Source organism: Ruminococcus flavefaciens AE3010 (genome assembly GCF_000526795.1).
Classification (GTDB): Bacteria; Bacillota; Clostridia; order Oscillospirales; family Ruminococcaceae; genus Ruminococcus; species Ruminococcus flavefaciens_D.
The window spans coordinates 1285186-1302554 of the sequence record NZ_JAGT01000001.1 but is presented as its reverse complement, the minus strand read 5'-3'; the positions used below and the strand labels follow the sequence as shown (position 1 = coordinate 1302554).

General features: G+C 48.9%; 13 protein-coding genes. 3 read left to right on the top strand and 10 right to left on the bottom strand.

Annotated elements, in window-relative coordinates; all coding sequences use genetic code 11:
• Positions 1-21 precede the first annotated feature (21 nt).
• Positions 22-273, bottom strand: coding sequence for a heavy-metal-associated domain-containing protein (locus N774_RS0105575; RefSeq protein ID WP_024860294.1), 252 nt, complete (start codon positions 271-273; stop codon positions 22-24).
• A 194-nt stretch (positions 274-467) separates the two neighbouring features.
• Here N774_RS0105575 and N774_RS18070 point away from each other — a divergent pair, with 194 nt between their 5' ends.
• Complete coding sequence (locus N774_RS18070) at positions 468-1799, top strand: peptidoglycan DD-metalloendopeptidase family protein (protein ID WP_024860293.1); 1332 nt, start codon at positions 468-470, stop codon at positions 1797-1799.
• 88 nt (positions 1800-1887) lie between these two features.
• On the opposite strand, the gene N774_RS0105565 is transcribed toward N774_RS18070, so the two are convergent.
• Entirely contained in the window at positions 1888-2322 is a 435-nt protein-coding gene (locus N774_RS0105565; RefSeq protein WP_024860292.1) for an acyl-CoA thioesterase, read from the bottom strand.
• Between the two features lie 73 nt (positions 2323-2395).
• Here N774_RS0105565 and cls point away from each other — a divergent pair, with 73 nt between their 5' ends.
• On the top strand, positions 2396-3928 hold the full coding sequence (gene cls, locus N774_RS0105560) for a cardiolipin synthase (protein WP_024860291.1): 1533 nt from the start codon (positions 2396-2398) through the stop codon (positions 3926-3928).
• Positions 3929-4032: 104 nt separating this feature from the next.
• Here cls and N774_RS0105555 read toward each other — a convergent pair whose 3' ends face one another.
• The 8 genes from N774_RS0105555 to N774_RS0105520 all read right to left on the bottom strand — a co-directional run bounded on the left by N774_RS0105555 (position 4033) and on the right by N774_RS0105520 (position 13683).
• Entirely contained in the window at positions 4033-4584 is a 552-nt protein-coding gene (locus tag N774_RS0105555) for a GNAT family N-acetyltransferase (protein WP_024860290.1), read from the bottom strand.
• The gene (locus N774_RS0105550) at positions 4556-6529 is read right to left on the bottom strand and encodes a substrate-binding and GGDEF domain-containing protein (RefSeq protein WP_024860289.1); all 1974 of its coding nucleotides are present in this window, start codon (positions 6527-6529) and stop codon (positions 4556-4558) included. Before N774_RS0105550 ends, N774_RS0105555 begins: the two co-directional genes overlap by 29 nt.
• A gap of 232 nt (positions 6530-6761) precedes the next feature.
• Positions 6762-8234: a family 16 glycosylhydrolase gene (locus tag N774_RS0105545; protein ID WP_024860288.1), complete on the bottom strand. Its 1473-nt coding sequence runs from the start codon at positions 8232-8234 to the stop codon at positions 6762-6764.
• Between the two features lie 145 nt (positions 8235-8379).
• A complete protein-coding gene (locus tag N774_RS0105540; protein WP_024860287.1) occupies positions 8380-8844 on the bottom strand; it encodes a hypothetical protein in 465 nt (154 codons plus the stop codon).
• Positions 8845-8933: 89 nt separating this feature from the next.
• Positions 8934-10424 (bottom strand): glycoside hydrolase family 3 protein, encoded by a 1491-nt coding sequence (locus tag N774_RS16940; protein ID WP_024860286.1) that lies wholly within the window; start codon positions 10422-10424, stop codon positions 8934-8936.
• 314 nt (positions 10425-10738) lie between these two features.
• Positions 10739-12112 (bottom strand): DNA repair protein RadA, encoded by a 1374-nt coding sequence (gene radA / locus N774_RS0105530; protein ID WP_024860285.1) that lies wholly within the window; start codon positions 12110-12112, stop codon positions 10739-10741.
• An 11-nt stretch (positions 12113-12123) separates the two neighbouring features.
• A complete protein-coding gene (locus tag N774_RS0105525) occupies positions 12124-13185 on the bottom strand; it encodes a hypothetical protein (protein ID WP_024860284.1) in 1062 nt (353 codons plus the stop codon).
• A 138-nt stretch (positions 13186-13323) separates the two neighbouring features.
• Complete coding sequence (locus N774_RS0105520; RefSeq protein ID WP_024860283.1) at positions 13324-13683, bottom strand: hypothetical protein; 360 nt, start codon at positions 13681-13683, stop codon at positions 13324-13326.
• A 221-nt stretch (positions 13684-13904) separates the two neighbouring features.
• On the opposite strand from N774_RS0105520, the gene N774_RS0105515 reads away from it, so the two are divergent.
• Positions 13905-17270 carry a glycoside hydrolase family 97 catalytic domain-containing protein gene (locus N774_RS0105515; protein WP_024860282.1) on the top strand — a complete coding sequence of 1122 codons (3366 nt, stop codon included), beginning with the start codon at positions 13905-13907 and terminating at the stop codon, positions 17268-17270.
• Positions 17271-17369: the final 99 nt, after the last annotated feature.

Genomic DNA, 17369 nt, shown 5'->3' with positions numbered 1-17369 from the left:
GTCATAAGACTGCTCCTTTTATTACTTCCTGCCGAAAAGGCCTTTTTTCACATATGGCTCTGAGGTTATATCCAGCACCTTGTAGCCGTCCTTTTCGATAACCTCCCTGAGTGCAGCGCTGTCAAGCTCGTTTTCGGAGATGACCTCGGTAATGCCCTTGCTGTGTGAGGAATTGACTTTTTTGGGTGAAACTGCGGCGCGGACAGCGTCGTTTACGTGAGCTTCGCACATGCTGCACATCATGCCCTCGATCTTTATAATAGTTTTGACCATAGTATGTTCTCCTTTAAGTTAGTATTAACTGACATATTAATTTTACTCCTTTTTTTAGGCAATGTCAATAGAAATCCCCAAAAAGAATGTACACTCTGACTTGTGCGAATCCACGGAATCGGATTGACTTTTTGCGGAAAATATGGTAAAATATGTATTGTCAGTTTGATCTTTCTTTGAGAGGAGAAAAAACCATGATAACGAAAACCAAGAGAGCTGCGGCTGTTATTGCAGCTTTATTTATGATATTAACACTAATGATGATATATCCTTTCGGACTCTCGGCTCACGCTGCTGCATATGCGGTATGGCCTACAGAGCCCAAGTTCAGGAATATAACCACATACTTTGACGCTGCGAGAAATGTGAACGACGTTTCGGGATACCACAACGGTATCGATATAGAAGCCGACGGCGGGAGCAATATCTATGCGGCTGTCAGCGGTAAGGTAGTAGCTGCTGAGTGGATGGACGCTTACGGCTATACTGTCATAATCCAGCACCCTGACCTTGGAGTTTATACCTTCTATGCACATGCTTCACAGGTGCTGACCAGTGCAGGAGCTCAGGTCAATCAGGGCGATGTTATCGCACAGGTTGGAAGCACGGGTAATTCCTCAGGCAACCATCTTCACTTCGGTATCTGCGATTCCTTACAGGCAGGCTGGCCTGCACGTACATATTATGACCCGATGACATTTTTCGCCTATTCCGATAACAACGGCGGCGGAAACAGCAGCAATGCTCCGAGCAGCTCCGCAGCTAACAAGTCCGACTGTAACTGCACCGAGGATTATGCAGGTGAGTATACCACAAAGGGCGTAGTTACATATCTTAACATCAGAGCCGACCACAATACGTCTTCCGCTGTTGTGGGAGAGATACCCGCAGGTGCTGAGTTCATCGTAACAAAGGGCAACGGCGAGTGGGCTCACGTTGAGTATAACGGCAAGACGGGATTTGCTTCCATGGCTTACATGGAGAAAAAGGCAGAGCTCAAATCCGAAATAAAGATCGATAATGTTACTGCTCCCGAGGGAACACTTGAAAAGGGCAAGACCTTTTCCATAAAGGGAAATATCACCTCAAATCTTGTGCTTACCAAGGTATACGGCGGTGTTTATTTCCGAGACGGTGAGGCTACGAGCCAGTGTGCCGAGGCGGCTCCCAATACCATAAAGTATGATCTGTCAGCATATTTTGACAAAAATATCGCGTTCAATGCTCTGGGCGACGGTGAGTACACCTACAAGATAGTTGCTGAGGACAAGAGCGGCGCAAGCGTTGAGCTGGTAAAGAGCGACTTTACTATCGGAAAGGTGGAAACTGTCAGTGTTCTCGGTGATCTCAACAACGACGGCAAGCTCAATGTGTCGGATATAGTTGCACTCCAGAGCTATATTCTCGGCAAGAGCAAGGATTTCACCAAGGAGCAGTACCTTGCTTCCAACATGAATAAGGACGGCGCAGTGGATATATTTGATCTTACAGAGCTCAAACGGGCAGTAGTCAAGGCAACAGAATAAACAATAAACAGCCATAAGGAAAATATACTCCTTATGGCTGTTTATGATGAATATTGACTGTATCCCCTGACAACGATATTATAAGTGCTCAGAAGTCGTATTCGTAATTGAGATACTGTGAGATAGCCGCATAAAGCTCGGGGTGGGAGTGCTTTGTGCGCAGAGGCTTCATGTTCATATCGGTGAAGCAGTGTGTTGAGCTTCCCTCAGCGCATACTTCTCCGCTCCTGCGGCTTACTACCTTGTATACAAGGTGAATGGTAGCTCCGTTGAACTTATCCATTTTTATGTATACCGCAAAGGGCTCGTCGAAGGTAAGGGGACGCTTGAAGCTTGAATCAAGGGCAAGGCAGGGCATAAGTATACCCATTGCCTCTATTTTTTCAAATGGCAGACCTGCTTCTGACAGGTAGTGCATGCGGGCTTCCTCAAAAATGCGGATATAGTTAGAGTGGTGTACTACTGCCATTTTATCGGTCTCGTAGTAGAATACTTTTCTTTCATATGGTCTGAGCTTTTTCAAAAAAAGACTTCCTTTCATTGTAAAAATATGATATAATGAATGCAAGTATTCATTATAATTAGCGGGGTGGATCATGAAGCTTAAAAAATTTCTCAGCAGTATACTGAGTTCAAATGCGGCATTTGTCATACTGCTTTTATTGCAGATAGGCTTCCTTATGCTTGCCGTAACAAGTCTGGGCGAGCGTTTTGTGTTCTTCTATATCGCGCTTATAGCGCTGGATATCGTTCTGGTCATATACATTACCAACAAGAGCGAGCCCATATCCTACCGTGTGGCATGGATAGTAATGATAAGTGTTTTCCCGCTTCTCGGCGGAGTATCCTATCTGTACATCAAGCTCACACAGCAGTTTCCAAAATCTCTCGATATGCGCAATCAGAAGCAGACCCGTGAGCTCCTTGTGCAGGACGAGGAGGTCATGGCGGAGCTGGAAGTCAGATGTCCCGATTCGGTGAATCTTGCACGGTACGTGGCTAACTACGGCATGTATCCCGTTTACCGCAGTACCTGTGCGGAGTATTTCAGCCTTGGAGAAGAACAGTTTTCAAAGCTGGTGGAAGAGCTTGAAAAGGCTGAGCGCTTCATATTCCTTGAATTCTTCATAATAACCGAGGGCTATATGTTCGATGTTATGTCGGAGCTCCTCATACGCAAGGCGAAGTCGGGAGTTGACGTGCGGCTGATGTACGACGGCATAGGCACGGGAATGCTCAACTCCATGAAGCCATTCAGAAAGCTGTCTGAAAACGGCGTCAAGTGCAAGGTGTTCAACCCTTTCCGTCCCATGGTGTCATCGGTACAGAACAACCGCGACCACCGCAAGATAGTCATAATCGACGGTCATACCGCATTCAACGGCGGTACCAATCTTGCCGATGAGTATATCAACCGTAAGGAGCGCTTCGGACACTGGAAGGATACCGCTGTAATGATACGGGGGAAAGCCGTGTGGAATTACACGGTCATGTTCATGCAGCTCTGGGAGAAGTCCGAGAGCAAAGAGATACGCAGATTTGCTCCCGTAATAAAAGCTGATGCGGTACCTGCCGTCAGTGACGGCTTTGTGCAGCCCTTTTCGGATTCTCCTCTTGACGAAGAGCCTGTTGGCAAAAGCGTGTACCTTGAGCTTATCAACAACGCAAGGAGCTGCGTGTGTATTACCACGCCCTATCTGATACTGGACGAGGAAATGACCAATGCACTGGGCTTTGCGGCAAAAAAGGGAGTGGACGTGCGCATAATAACGCCACATATCCCCGACAAGTGGTATGTTCACATGATAGCGTGGAACAACTACAGCCGTCTCACGGCTATGGGAGTGAAGATATATGAGTACACTCCCGGATTTATCCACGCCAAGACCTGCATAGCCGACGGTACATCTGCGGTAGTAGGCACCATAAATTTTGACTACCGAAGCTTCTACCTGCATTTTGAGTGCGGCTCTGTGCTTTACAACAGCTCTGTTATCGGAGACATATATGCGGATTTTGAACGCACTGCGGCTGTATCGGAGCTAATTACCGCCGAAGCCTGCGAGAAACGTTCTGTATACAAAAAAATAGCGGGAGCAATACTTAATATTTTTGCTCCCTTGCTGTGACGGATTTTTTAGTGTGATGTGTGATGTGACTTAGTAGAAGAATTAAAGAGCAGCAATTGAAAGGACAGCTTAGGGCATAGCCCTGAGCCGTCCTTTTTGTTGTGTCAGAAGTAATCCCTTGCAAGGATACTGTATATGCATACGTCAGTGATACCCGACTGAATGAGCTCGGAGCTTCTGAGGGTCCCCTCATAGGTGAGACCGCATTTTTCCAGAACACGCCCCGAAGCCTTGTTTCTGGTATCGTATTTGGCTTCTATCCTGTTGGCGCCGACCTCCTCGAAGAAGAACTGTATCACAGCGGCGCATGCCTCCGTAACATAGCCCATGCCCCAGTAGCCCGAGCCGATGCAGAATCCCACCTCTACGGTCTCGGTATCGTTGTTTACGGCAGCGGCAGAGATAGTGCCGATAGGGAAGCCGATCTCCTTAGGTTCGATGACCCAGTGATACCACTGAGGGTCATTGTAGTTATTTATCCATTTAAGTCCCAGCTCTTTCATCTGCGTCAGGGAGCGGTGATTCTTCCAGCGCAGGTACTGAGTTACCTTCGGGTCGCTTGTCCACACGGAGAAGGCAGTTTCCGTATCGCTTTCCTCAAAGCGTCTGAGGACAAGCCTTGGTGTTTCAAGTCTGATCGTCCCAAGATGATTCATGATCGTGTACCTCTGTCGGGTCGGTATGTCTGAGGTAGCGTGAAGTTCTCTTGCGCTTCTTCTTGGCATACATTGTTTCGTCAGCCATTGTTATAAGATTGAATAGAGTTACATCGTCTGCTATCTCGCTGACGATAGTTCCTATACTTGCGGTTATCCGGTAAGGCTTCTTGATAATGCTGTTTATATTTTCCAGCTGTGCCTCGAATACTGTCTCCAGAGCCTTTATGTCCTCCTCGCAGGCATTTTCGCCGATGATGATGAACTCGTCACCGCCGAAGCGTGCGCATATCCTGCCGCCCTTACAGCAGTCGGAAATCACTCCTGCAAGGCGCTGAAGTGCAAAGTCGCCCTCATTATGACCGTAGCAGTCGTTGATGATCTTCAGACCGTCCATATCGATAAATGAGATAAGGAGCTTCTGCTTGGTCTCCTTTGTATGCTTGAACATAGGATCCGCATTTCTGATAAAGCCGTTTCTGTTGTAGATATTGCAGAGCGGGTCTATTACGTACAGCTTATCAAGCTCCTTTATCATGCTCTTGAGGTGAACGAGCTTGCGTATATTCTCGATAGAGTTGCTTATGCTGAGCATGAGAGCATGGCACATAAGGCTCTTTGTGGGGAATTTGCTGTTTGTGAATATATAGTAGCCGAGACAGCGCTCGCCGAAATGCAGCGGTACAAAGAAGCTGATGCTGCCGCTTTTTTTCACGGGAGCAGGGTACATATCGGCACTGTCGAATAGCGCAACGGGGTCATTGATATTTTTTTCAAGCACCAGTGGGGCTATCATTTTCTGAGTATAGCCGTGTACCTGATAGGCAGTGTTGTCGCTTGGATCGATATTAAGCCCGTTAGATACCACCTGATCCCAGTTAGAGCAGAGGCAAAGGCAGAACATGTCGAATTTTATCTCGTTGATTATCTTGGATACTGTGTGTATGGTGGAGTTGGCGTCCTGAGTATCCGCAAGCTCCGTAGTCATACGGTTGAGCAGGGAAACGTCCCTCTTGCAGGTGGTGAGCAGCTTGTATGCGGAAACTCTGTATTCCGAAATATCTGTCTCCGAAGCGGATACGCAGCCGCAGCTCTCCGAGAATACGGGGGAAGCATGGAGAATAGTATTTTTAGGATATTCTCTGCCGATGATAAGCCCTATGAGTATCTCACACGCCTTGAAGCCTGCATCGTCAAGAGGACGTGATACAGTTGTCAGTGCAGGGAGATGGTGACGGGCGTTATAGGTGTTGTCAAATCCCGTAACGATAATATCATCGGGTATCTTATAGCCGAAGTTGCCAAGCTCCTCCACAGCAGCGAGAGCCATAGCGTCGTTTGCGCATATGATAGCCTGAGGACGCTGCAAGCCCGAGCTCATAAAGGTATCGACAGCATTTTTGCCGTCTGTACCGCGGAAATCTCCGAAATAGACGCGGTCATATTCCTCGGGTATTGAGTACTCCTTTATGGTGTCGCAGAAGGCTTTGTATCTTTCGGCAGCCTCTGGATTTGCCATAGGCCCCGATACGTAATTGATACGCTTAACGTTGTGTTTTTCGATAACGTGTCTCACGATAGCCTGCATGGCGGTATAGTTATCGATGCTGATATTGTAGAATTCGGGGTGCTCATCGCAGTCGAGGATAGTAACGGGCAGACCTGTAGCCTTGACCTTGGATATTATATTTTCTTTATCGACAGGTGAGCTTATAGTGTTGGTCATAAGAATAACGCCGTCGAATTTGCTGTAATTTATAAGAGAGTAGATGTTGTATTCGCCCACATCGAATTTACTGTTGGCAAGGATACCGCCAAAAGCACAGAAGCATGATATGTTGGCGTTGTTCATTTTGGCACAGTGCCTGATGCCGTCGATGACTCCGTTCTGGTATTCCTCGTCTATTCCCGCGACGATAACGGCAATTTCAATAGTTTTATCCATATTGAACTCCTTTGCATTAAGCGTGATTGCGAGTGGTATGAAACTAAAGCAATAATCAAGTATATAATATTATAACATATTTTTAATTGAAATTCAAGTAAAAATAGTGAAAAAGGCTGTCGATTTTGCAATTCTTGACGTGGAATCACCAAATATTGCGGTCTTGTCCTGCGCGGAGAAATAAAAAAACAGCCGACATTTTACGACGGCTGTTCCCTTATAGGGTGAATGGTTATTTTATTTCCTCAACTCTTACGTTTGAGATATAGACTGTAGCAGTGGAGCCTCTCTTGCCCATATTGAATTCAAGGCGTCCGTTATTGTCGTCCTTGTCCTTCATCTCGAATTCATAGGTGAAGGTCTGCTTCTCGGTGGTCAGAGCCAGCTTTGTATCCTTCAGATAACGTATCCAGCCTGCGGAAGGAGCAGAAACACATACCACTATGTCGCGGTCCTCGTCAGCGTATGCATCAAAGGTAACACGGTACTTCTTGCCCTTTATCATAGGAAGATCGGGCTGTACCAGCTGAACTGAGTACTCCTCGGTGCCTTCCTTTTCGGAGGTGATAACTATCATGTTATCCCTTATCTCAGCGGAGCCCTCGCCGCCGTTGAACAGCAGGAACTTCCAGTTAACATCATCTGTGAGATCCTCAGCTTCGGAGAAGTCTCCGTTAAAGATGAAGTTGCCGTCCTCCAGAGCCTCGCGGAATACCTTTTCGGGCTTCTTTACGTTAGTATCGTATTCGGGCTTCTGGTAAACTCTCACGTAGTCAATCTCAAACTCAGCCTTGTCAAAATCTGTAGTCTCATCAGGATTGCCAGGCCATGTTCCGCCTACAGCAAGGTTCATCTGAACGAAGAACGGCTGATCGAAAGGAGCAGGGTAGGGCTTTTCGTCCTCGCCCTTGACAGCTGTGAACCAGTCGTTGGCGGTATTGTAGAGGTTGCCGTCGATGTACCAGCGGATCTCTCCCGGCTCCCACTCAACGGAATACTCATGGAAGCTGTCGGCGTAGCTGCCCTCAGTCAGTCCCCATGTACCCTGTATCTCGCCGTGGGGCTCACCGTAGTGGAGTGTACCGTAAGCAGTGTTTACGTCGTTGCCGAGGACCTCCATAATGTCGATCTCGCCGCACTTAGGCCACTGACCGTAGTGTCCCTCATCGGTGGGCATCATCCATATAGCAGGCCATAAGCCCTGTCCCTCGGGGACCTTGGCACTTACCACAACTTTACCGTAGGTGAAATCGGTCTTTTTCTTGCCTGTTACCTTACCCGAGGTATAGGTGATGTACTTTGTTCTGTTTTCCTTTTCGGTCTTGATAGCCTTGATGACCAGCTTGCCGTCACGTGTGAACACGTTGTCGGTAGAGGTGGTGTACTCCTGTAACTCCTCATTTGTCCAGCCGGGCTCATGGGGCTCATAGTTCCACTTGCTCTCGTCCAGAGCGTCGGCGGTGAATTCATCATTCCAGAGCAGGCTGTAGCCCTCTATCTCGGGAACATCAACGGAATCGTCGATCTTCGGGACAGCCGCTGTTGCTGCCTCTGTAGTTGTTTCAGCCTCTGCGGCAGTTGTTGCCTCGGCAGTTGTGGCTTCGGTATTTTTTTCGGGCTCTGAGTTATTCTTTTCGCCGCAGCCTGCCGCACATGTGAACATTGAAAGAGCAGCGGCAATGGATAAAGCCTTGGATATTTTCATGTTAACTCCTCCTTGGGAAAAAGTCAGTTTATCTTATGGTACTATTATAACATTTTGTGACTGAAATTTATAGCAAAATCCGCAGATTTATAGTAATCATATGATATGACCAAGCCGCACTCCGAAAGGAGTGCGGCAAATAACATCAGCAGTAGCCGTAGCCTGTAATTACCCAGTTATCGGTGTCCTTTGTTCTTGCGAGAAACCATTGCCAGTCCTTGTAGGTATAATCATGGTTCCATGCGTCATTGCAGGTGTGGAATATAGATTCGGGATTTACATAAAAATCTGAATGCAGCACCATGATCTCCTCATTTGGAGCGGTTTTCTGATCGTTTTTTGTCTCCATGAGGGATTTATCATCGCCTGCATAGCGCAGCTCTAATAGGTTACAGTTCTCAAACTCGGGGAAGAAATCTATAACGCGGTTTACGGCATTTTCGTAGTCCTCCTCCGAGTAAATATCAGATGATATGGGTTTTACAACAACCTTATCGGCAGTTCCAGCAGGAATCGGTTTGCTTAGCTGATATATCCAGAAACCTGTGAAGAGTGCGGCTGAAACTGTAAGAACTCCTGCTGCGGTGATAATTATATTACGTTTTTTCATAGTATGCTCCTTTCTGATATGGGCTTATTCATTGTAAATATGATAGCATATCAGAATGACAGCAGAGTGACTTTTTTATTACAAAAATGTCATTTAAGGAGCCCCAGCTTTTCTTTTCTTTCGAGGATCCTCATAACGCTCTCGTCGATGCGGGATTCGGGTATCTCTCCGCTTTCCACAGCCTTGCATACCTCGTCAACAGCAGCTCTGTAGTCCACGGGCATGAGTATGATGTCGATGCCTGCCTTTACAGAAAGCTTTGCGGCTTCTCCCGAGGTGTATACCTGTGAGATAGTGAACATCTGCTGAGCGTCCGTAATGGCGATGCCCTTGAAGCCCAGCTCGCCGCGGAGCATTTCCGTTACTGCCTTGTAAGACAGGTCGCATGGGAGCTGATCACCGAAGCTTGTAACGGACATATGTCCCACCATAACGAAGTCGGTACCATTGTCGATACCTTTTTTGAACGGTACGAATTCTGTGCTGCGGAGCTCATCTAAAGTCCTGTCGATAACAACAGTTGAATTTGTATGTGTATTGCCGCTTTCGGCACCAAGTCCCGGGAAATGCTTGAGTGTGGAGCTTACGCCGTTGTCCTGCAAGCCCTTTGATACTCCGCAGACCATATTTGCAACTACTTCTGGGTCGCTGCTGAAAATACGGTCGCCGAGCTCGTTGCCCTTGTTGATATTTACGTCCGCCACTGGAGCAAAGTCCACGTTGAAGCCGAGACTCCGCAGGTCCTTGGCGAGGGTAGAGCCGATATCGTATGCGGTATTGTAATTGTTTTCGCTGCCGTAGTACTCCATGGATCTGAAAGCAGTGGTGCCAAGCTTATCGGCACATCTTGCCACCTTGCCGCCCTCCTCATCTATGCCTGTGAAAATTCCCACGCCGCAGGCTTCCCGTGAGAAGCTCTGGGTATTGGATATCATGGTCTTTATCTGATTCTTGGAGCTTAGATTCTGGGCGAAGTAAATTATTCCGCCCACAGGGTATTCAGCCATGGCTTTTTTGGTGCCGTTGCCCACCTCCACCATTGGTGATATGCCCGTTATGGCCTCGGGAGTCACCATGAACATCTGGCAGACCTTTTGTTTAAGCGTCATTTTTTTCAGCACGCTTTCCGGAGTGGCCTTACAGGTGGTAGTAGTCGTGGTGGTCATGCGCTTTGCGGTGGTGGTATTGGCTGTAGAGAGCTTTGAGGTATGTACATAAGCCGCAGCAGTTACAGTCGGGGTATATTCCTCATGACTTGGCTCGTTATAGCTCTGCTGAGACTGCTCGGACTTTTCTGAACTGCTGCTGTTATTGCTGCCGCTGCTGCTGTCAGTTGGCTGCGAAGTGGTATTTTCGTTACCATCAGTTGCTGCGGCAGTTGTTTCCGCAGCGACAGTTATGGGAGCAGTTTCAGCTGCCGCAGGAGCAGCAGCCTGTGTGAGCATTGGCTTTGTGGCAAATTCCTCTGATATGCTCTCAGTCGTATCCTGCTTGTTGTTTATATGTTCAGCAGTACTGCCGCAGCCTGTAAGAAACATGCTGAGACCAAGGAGTACCGCGGTAAATCTTCTGTATTTCAAGGTGTAGAACCTCCTGTGGATATTGTCTATTAATATCTTAGCATATCAGGCAAAAAATGTCAATATAAAACAAAAATCGCAAGACTCGTTTTTTGAAGTCTGCGAGTGTATAAATCATAATTTATATTTGTAGGGAACGCCGCCCTCGGCGTTCCGTGTAGGGGACGGCGTCTTTGACGTTCCGCTAATATGACAATGTAGGGGCGCCCTCCCCTACATATGGGTTCATGTTATTTATTGCGTAAGGCACGGGCTGTCGAGGACGCCAGCCCCTACATTCCGGGCGGATAATATCCGCCCCTACAAGCTAACAGCTATTTTATCGCTGCAAACGCCTGTTTCAATGTGCCTGCGGGGATTATTTCTATATCATAGTCCTTAGGGTCTATAGACGACATGGACTGCCTGGGCACTACACAGGTCCTGAAGCCCATGCGCTCAGCCTCGCGGATACGCTGAACTATGTGTGATACGGAGCGTATCTCGCCGCCCAGACCTATCTCGCCGAATGCCACAAGCTGCTCGTCTATCTGCTTGTCCATTATGCCCGAGTAAAGCGCCATAGCCACGGGAAGGTCTCCTGCTGGCTCGTCCAGACGGAAGCCGCCTACGATATTGAGGTACACGTCAAGGCTGCCCATGAATATGCCCAGCCTTTTTTCAAGAACTGCGATTATGATATTGAGCCTGTTGAAGTCAAAGCCCGTCACCATACGCCTTGGTGCTGAGTAGCTTGTCTTTGCCGCAAGCGCCTGCACCTCTGCAAGGATAGGTCTGCTTCCCTCCATAACGCAGGCAACGCAGGTGCCCGAAACGTTGTGGGGGCGTCCTTCAAGGAGCATCTGTGAGGGATTGTCAACCTCACGGAGTCCCTTGTCTATCATCTCAAATACGCCTATCTCGTTGGTAGAGCCAAAACGGTTCTTGACAGCGCGGAGTATGCGGTAGCTCTGGTGGCGTTCGCCTTCAAAGTAGAGCACAGCGTCCACGATATGCTCCATGACCTTAGGACCTGCAATAGCGCCGTCCTTGTTGACATGACCGACGATTATGATAGGTATCTCCTGATTCTTAGCGGTATGCATGAACAGGTTTGTACATTCGCGCACCTGAGTGATACTGCCCGCACTTGAAGCGATGCGGCTTATGCTCATGGTCTGTATGGAGTCTATGATAGCTATATCAGGAGCGCTGGAAGCGATAGTCTGGGAAATGGCTTCCGCGTCGGTAGCCGTGAGTATGTACAGGTTCTCCGTGTCAACGCCAAGGCGCTGTGCGCGGAGCTTTATCTGTCTTGCGGATTCCTCTCCCGATACATAGAGTACCGAGTGATCCTCCCCGAGAAACTGGCATATCTGGAGCAGGAGAGTGCTTTTTCCGATGCCCGGTTCACCGCCGAGAAGAACAAGAGAGCCTTTCACAAGGCCTCCGCCGAGGACTCTGTTCAGCTCTCCTATGCCTGTATCATAGCGGACGTCGCTGTCTGCGCCGATATCCTCCAGTTCAAGGATACTGTCCGAGAGGTCGGGAGCAGCCCCTGACGAGGCAGAACTCCTTACGCCCACGGGAGCTTCCGCAAGCTCCTCCTCAAAGCTGTTCCACGCACCGCAGGAGGGGCATTTGCCGTTCCATTTTGTGCTTTCGTAGCCGCACTGATTACAGGTGTAAACAAATTTTGATTTAGCCATTTCTTACCTCATTACATAAAGGCTTTTTCGATGCTTTCCTTTGTGAGCAGGTGCTTTCTGCCGCATTTCATGCTGCTTTCCGAGGGAGTAAAGCTGCTGACGTCGGTGCCTGCCATTGACCAGCACTTCATCTCGCCGTAAAAATCGGTGGCGTAAAATACCTTTGAAGTCATATCGTAGTGGATACTGCCGTCGGTATCGCAGGAGCAGTCTATCTCCTTGACGTCGTTGGTATCAAAATAGAATATCCTTACCTGAGAATCAGTGAGTATGCCTGTTGAGACCACCATCTCGGGGAGACCGTTGAGGTCAAGGTCAACTATCTCGAAAGCGGCGTCTTTAAGGTCTGCGTTTTCAAGAACAGCCGAGAGCCTGTCGCGGAAAGCCTGCTTCTGCTCGTCCCTGAGAACAGAGCCCCAGCTCTCGCTGTAGTATATAGCGTATTTAATGGCATCGTCGCCGAAGGTGTACTTTCTTCCCGTAACGAAAGCTGTAGCCTCCTTATAGGGCTGGAGAGCCTCCTCGTATTTGGCAAGGGTCACGTCATCGGTGTTGATCTGGTATTTGATAACAGCTCCCGACGAAGCACTTTCCGAATTGTTATAGAAGCTGACAGCCTGCTGGAAAAAGCCCTCCTGCAGGGTCTGGTATTCTCCCACGACAAAGCCGTCGCCCTTGTAGGAATAGCCTATAGCGCCTGCCTCGGGGAGATAATCAAACTGTCCGTATGAGCCGAAATTAGCGATATTTTCAGTAACAGTGCCCATCATTGAATAGATTATGCACTGAGAGCTTACATCATCGGACGGGGAGATTATCAGCTCGGGAGTACCGTCGTCTGTTATATCTGTCAGATCGAACATTGAACTCTCGGAGTACTGCTCGGAATTCTTGAAGGAGTTGAGAAGAGCTTCGTAGTCCTTCTGCCATTTGAGCTCCACGTCCTGAGGAGCCAGATTCGTATCCAGCAGAGTAAGGGGAAGGCTCTCCACCTTCTGTGTCTTCGAGCAGCCTGCGCAGGATGATAAAACGGCGCCTGCCATGAGTATGGAAATCTTTTTATTTATAGTCACTTTTATTGCCTCCTGAAAAGATCCTTTGAAAATCATATACATTAATATTCTATCACGTTTGGCGAAGAGTGTCAACAAATAATAGTATATGTCAAAATAAAAAATTCCCATGAAAAACTGTTGGTTTTCGTTGAAAAATCACGTCTCTGCACCGAGCTCCCAGAAATACTTCCTTTTGCACTGCGGAAAGTCCGTGAGTACGCCGTGTTCGGGGTCGTAGAACGTGCCCTCACAGTACAGCGACCAGTGCCAGCACCGCGGAGTTTCAAGGCTCAGCAGACACAGGGACGGCAGCTCCTCCTTGCTGCAAGCCTGTTTCCTCTCATCGGATATACGTACACCGTGCTCGCGGAGTGTGCGCTTCATTTCTTTCAGGTCGGTCTCGCGGTCATTGCCGAGAAAGCTGCATATATATTCGGGAGTTTTGCCCAGTACCATAGCCAGAACAGCCTGTCCGCACTGGAGGTCTGTAGGCTCATGGATGTAAGTAACCTTCACATTATCACCTCAGAAATATTCTAACACATATTCAATATGATGTAAAGATGCTATTTGTGGTAAAATGTCCACCTATTCTTCGCTAAAAGGGTTGATTTTTTGGCGATAATGCGCTATAATTCCTGTAAGGGAATTAAAATTTTCACCAAGAAGCCTGATAAATTATAAAATCTGCACATAAAGATATGCAGACGCGGCTTCAAAGTAAAGGAGGAATACTTATGAGGGAAAACTTGATCAAACGAGCAGTGGGGACTGCGGCGGCTGTCTGCGTTATGGCACAGCCCTTTACGGGCGTGATGCCGAGGCATAATACCGCGGACGCGGCTGTAAGCTACTACAACGCCAAGGTAGCCAATCAGGGCAGCGGCGATGGAAACGCCGTTATCAAGGGCTCAGATGCGTCTGTAGTCTACGACAGCGACCTGAAGTCCAATGTGCTTGATCTCCACGGCAGCGGCTTCGGAAGCGGCTGGTTACAGCTGCCTTCCATGTTTGAAAAGGGCTGCGGCAATGGATTCAGCTTCTCACTGAAATTCAAGCTTGACAGCGGAGCGGGGAACTACACCAGACTGTATCAGTTCTCGCCCGTGCCATTCGGCGCAGGAGCAGCTCCCAGCTATTCGTCGCCCGATATATCCGTTGATCTCAAGGATAAAAAGGCGTACAGAACGAGCATTTTCGTGGGCAAGGGAACTACTACCGAGAACGACGACAAGCACCGCGCTATCTTCGATATCGAGACTGCTCCCGACAGCGGCAAATGGCATGAGCTGACGGCGGTCTATTCAACTGACAATGCGGAGTTCTACATGGACGGAAAGCTGCTGAGCAAGAGCGAAAGCGACACTCTTTCCGACACCATGAAGAGCCTTTTCAGCGAGGGAGCTCTTCCCTCATATACATACAACTCTATCGGACATTCGGTCTACTCGGACGATGATATAATGGCCTGCGTGGACGACGTTATGCTGTATGGCTACGCTCTGACGGCGGCTCAGGCGGCGAAGCTTCCCGACGATCCGCTGTATCGGTACACATTTGAGCCCGATACCATTACCGAGGGCGAGGCTGTTCCCGACGAGGAGACTGCCACAGCCCGTGACGGCACGGCTCTGACCAGTATCCCCGAGTATGAGACTGTTTCTCCCGACGGCACTCTGGTCACAAAGTTCTGGAAGGACAGCAAGGGCAGCTATTACTACTCTGTAAGAAAGCAGAGCCGCGGCACATGGGGCACAGTTATCGAGCCCTCAAAGCTGGGACTTGTCACTACTACCGAGGACTTGTCCTCGGGCTTCTCGCAGACAGCTCCTGCGGCTGCAACTGTGGAGCATGACGAGACCTACTCCATGCCATACGGCAAGCATTCAAAGATACGGGACAACTACAAGGAAATATCCTTCCCGCTGAAAAAGGGCAATTCCACGCTGACAGTCTATTTCCGCGTTTACGACGACGGTATGGGCTTCAGATATGCCCTTGACCACGGCGCTTCCATAAAGGAGGAGACCAGTCAGGTCATATTCCCAAGCAAGAGCAAGTTCTGGGGCAACTGGCCAAATGCCACCTACGAGTGGGACATGGTGGAGCTTCCCAGAGACCGCGCAAACGAGACCAATGCAACTTATTCCTGCCCCTATACAGGCGTTATCAACGATAAGTACTGGGTAACTGTCACCGAGGCAAGCGTTTTCAACGAGGATAACCCGTACTGTGCAGGTTCTTTGCAGTTCATCGGCGACTACCACAGCCTGCGTTTCAAGGGCGGCGTAAAGGTCAGCGGCATCACAATGGGCAGTGCTTTCCATACTCCGTGGAGAGCAGTAGTCATCGGCGACAGCCTTGATCAGATGTCATCAAGCGACCTTGTGCTCAACCTGAATCCACCCTCTGTCATTGAGGATACAAGCTGGATAAAGCCCGGCAAGACAGCATGGTCATGGTGGAGCAGCGGCGGCGATTCTCCGGTTGAGTACCACACTCAGAAGGACTACATCGACTTCGCAGCAGACAACGGCTGGGACTTCGTATGTCTCGACTTCGGCTGGGCTCTCTGGGACGACAGCGAAGCAAAGGTCAAGGAGCTCTGCGACTATGCTTCCGCAAAGGGCATAGGCATCTACCTCTGGTACGGCGTAAACAACAAGGGACACTCTGGCTACAAGGACAGCAAGGGAAATCCAGCATATCCTTATTATTCGCTGCTTGACGAGGCGACTATAGTCCGCGAGTTCAAGCGCATAAGAGGTCTGGGCGTCAGCGGCGTCAAGGTGGACTACTATGAGAGCGACACTCAGGAGACCATGAAGCAGATGAACCTCTGCGCAAAGATAGCTGCCGAGAACCACCTTATGGTGCTTTTCCACGGCTGTACAATACCACGCGGCGAGAGCAGAACTTACCCCAACATAGTATCCTATGAAGCTGTGAACGGCACGGAGTACTACAAGTGGTTCGATGCTCCCGCACTGGCTAACAGAGTATCCTACACATTCACAAGAAACGTGGCAGGTTCGGCGGACTTCACACCTACAGGCATACCGATATATGGCATAAAAGCTACAGCAGGCTTTGCTCTTGCGGATGTAGTCACTATCGAGTCGGGCATACAGCACTTCGCACACTCGGTATACACCTATCAGGGCAACAAGGCTCTGCCATTCCTCAATGACGTTCCCGTTGCATGGGACGATATGAAGGTACTGGACGGCTATCCCATGCAGTTCAACGTTACCGCAAGAAGAAGCGGCAGCAGCTGGTACGTTGGAGCTTCTACACTGTCCGCAAGAAAGGTGAGCGTAAAGCTCTCCGAGCTCATCGACGATGACGGAACATACACCGCATATATCTTCGGCGACAACAAGGACGGAAGCGAGATAGAGTTCAGGATAATCGAAGACCTTACCAAGGACCACGTTATAGAGGAGCTGCTTCTTGATAACGGCGGCTTTGCAATGAAGATAACAAAGAGCGGCATGAAGCTTACAACACCTTACAGCAATTTCAAGTTCTATGAGGCTGAAAAGGCAAAGATAACAGGCAAGGCTTCAATTACATCAGGCAAGCAGGGCAAGTACAGCTCAGGCAGCGCCTATGTGGGCTACATCGGCGGCGGAGCTAACAATGCTGTTACATTTGAGAATGTGAATGTTGACAAGGCAGGAGAGTACACTCTCCGTATCTACTATGTTTCGGGCGAGAGAAGAAGCCTCAGCGTAGACGTTAACGGCACAAATGCAGGCAGACTGGATAATCTCTACGCAAACAAGAACGACTGGTCGGGAATCGCGGCTGCTGATACCAAGGTAACTTTGAAAGCAGGCAATAACACTATCAAGCTTTACAACGCAAGCGGCAATGGTCCATCAATAGACCGTATCGCAGTGGCTATACCAATGGAGGAGGTCATGGGCGACGTAAATCAGGACGGCAAGTTCAGCGTTGCAGACCTGCTTCTCATGCAGAAGTATATCCTGGGCGCAGAGACCTTCAACAAGGAGCAGTTCCGTATTGCGGACATGAACGGCGACGGCAATGTTGATCCGTTTGATCTTATACGCTGCCGTAAGGAATTGATCAAATAACAGCGAAAGGGCGGATTATTCCGCCCTTTTGCAGCGTGACGCTGCACCCTTGCCACGTTGTCGCTCGTAAACTCGCTCACTTTTACAGCAAATGATAAT